Raw genomic sequence first — 1,259 nt, 5'->3', positions numbered from 1 at the left:
GTCGAGTTGCAGACTACAATCCGAACTGAGAACAACTTTATGGGATTTGCTTGACCTCGCGGTTTCGCTGCCCTTTGTATTGTCCATTGTAGCACGTGTGTAGCCCAAATCATAAGGGGCATGATGATTTGACGTCATCCCCACCTTCCTCCGGTTTGTCACCGGCAGTCAACTTAGAGTGCCCAACTTAATGATGGCAACTAAGCTTAAGGGTTGCGCTCGTTGCGGGACTTAACCCAACATCTCACGACACGAGCTGACGACAACCATGCACCACCTGTCATTTTGTCCTCCGAAGAGGAAAACTCTATCTCTAGAGCGGTCAAAAGATGTCAAGATTTGGTAAGGTTCTTCGCGTTGCTTCGAATTAAACCACATGCTCCACCGCTTGTGCGGGTCCCCGTCAATTCCTTTGAGTTTCAGTCTTGCGACCGTACTCCCCAGGCGGAGTGCTTAATGCGTTAGCTGCAGCACTAAGGGGCGGAAACCCCCTAACACTTAGCACTCATCGTTTACGGCGTGGACTACCAGGGTATCTAATCCTGTTTGATCCCCACGCTTTCGCACCTCAGCGTCAGTTACAGACCAGAAAGCCGCCTTCGCCACTGGTGTTCCTCCATATCTCTGCGCATTTCACCGCTACACATGGAATTCCACTTTCCTCTTCTGCACTCAAGTTTTCCAGTTTCCAATGACCCTCCACGGTTGAGCCGTGGGCTTTCACATCAGACTTAAAAAACCGCCTACGCGCGCTTTACGCCCAATAATTCCGGATAACGCTTGCCACCTACGTATTACCGCGGCTGCTGGCACGTAGTTAGCCGTGGCTTTCTGGTTAGGTACCGTCAAGATGTGCACAGTTACTTACACATATGTTCTTCCCTAACAACAGAGCTTTACGATCCGAAGACCTTCATCACTCACGCGGCGTTGCTCCGTCAGGCTTTCGCCCATTGCGGAAGATTCCCTACTGCTGCCTCCCGTAGGAGTCTGGACCGTGTCTCAGTTCCAGTGTGGCCGATCACCCTCTCAGGTCGGCTACGTATCGTCGCCTTGGTAAGCCGTTACCTTACCAACTAGCTAATACGGCGCGGGTCCATCTATAAGTGACAGCAAGACCGTCTTTCACTGTTGAACCATGCGGTTCAACATGTTATCCGGCATTAGCCCCGGTTTCCCGGAGTTATTCCAGTCTTATAGGTAGGTTACCCACGTGTTACTCACCCGTCCGCCGCTAACGTCAAAGGAGCAAGCTCCTC

At 51.6% G+C, this 1,259-nt stretch carries 1 rRNA gene; it reads right to left on the bottom strand.

The features are described from left to right. Positions 1-1,259, bottom strand: a 16S ribosomal RNA gene (locus tag CD172_RS03475); the annotation flags it as partial.

The sequence above is a fragment of the Staphylococcus agnetis genome (genome assembly GCF_002901865.1).
Lineage (GTDB): Bacteria > Bacillota > Bacilli > Staphylococcales > Staphylococcaceae > Staphylococcus > Staphylococcus agnetis.
The sequence above is the reverse complement of the archived record's forward strand: the minus strand, read 5'-3'. Positions and strand labels throughout refer to the sequence as shown.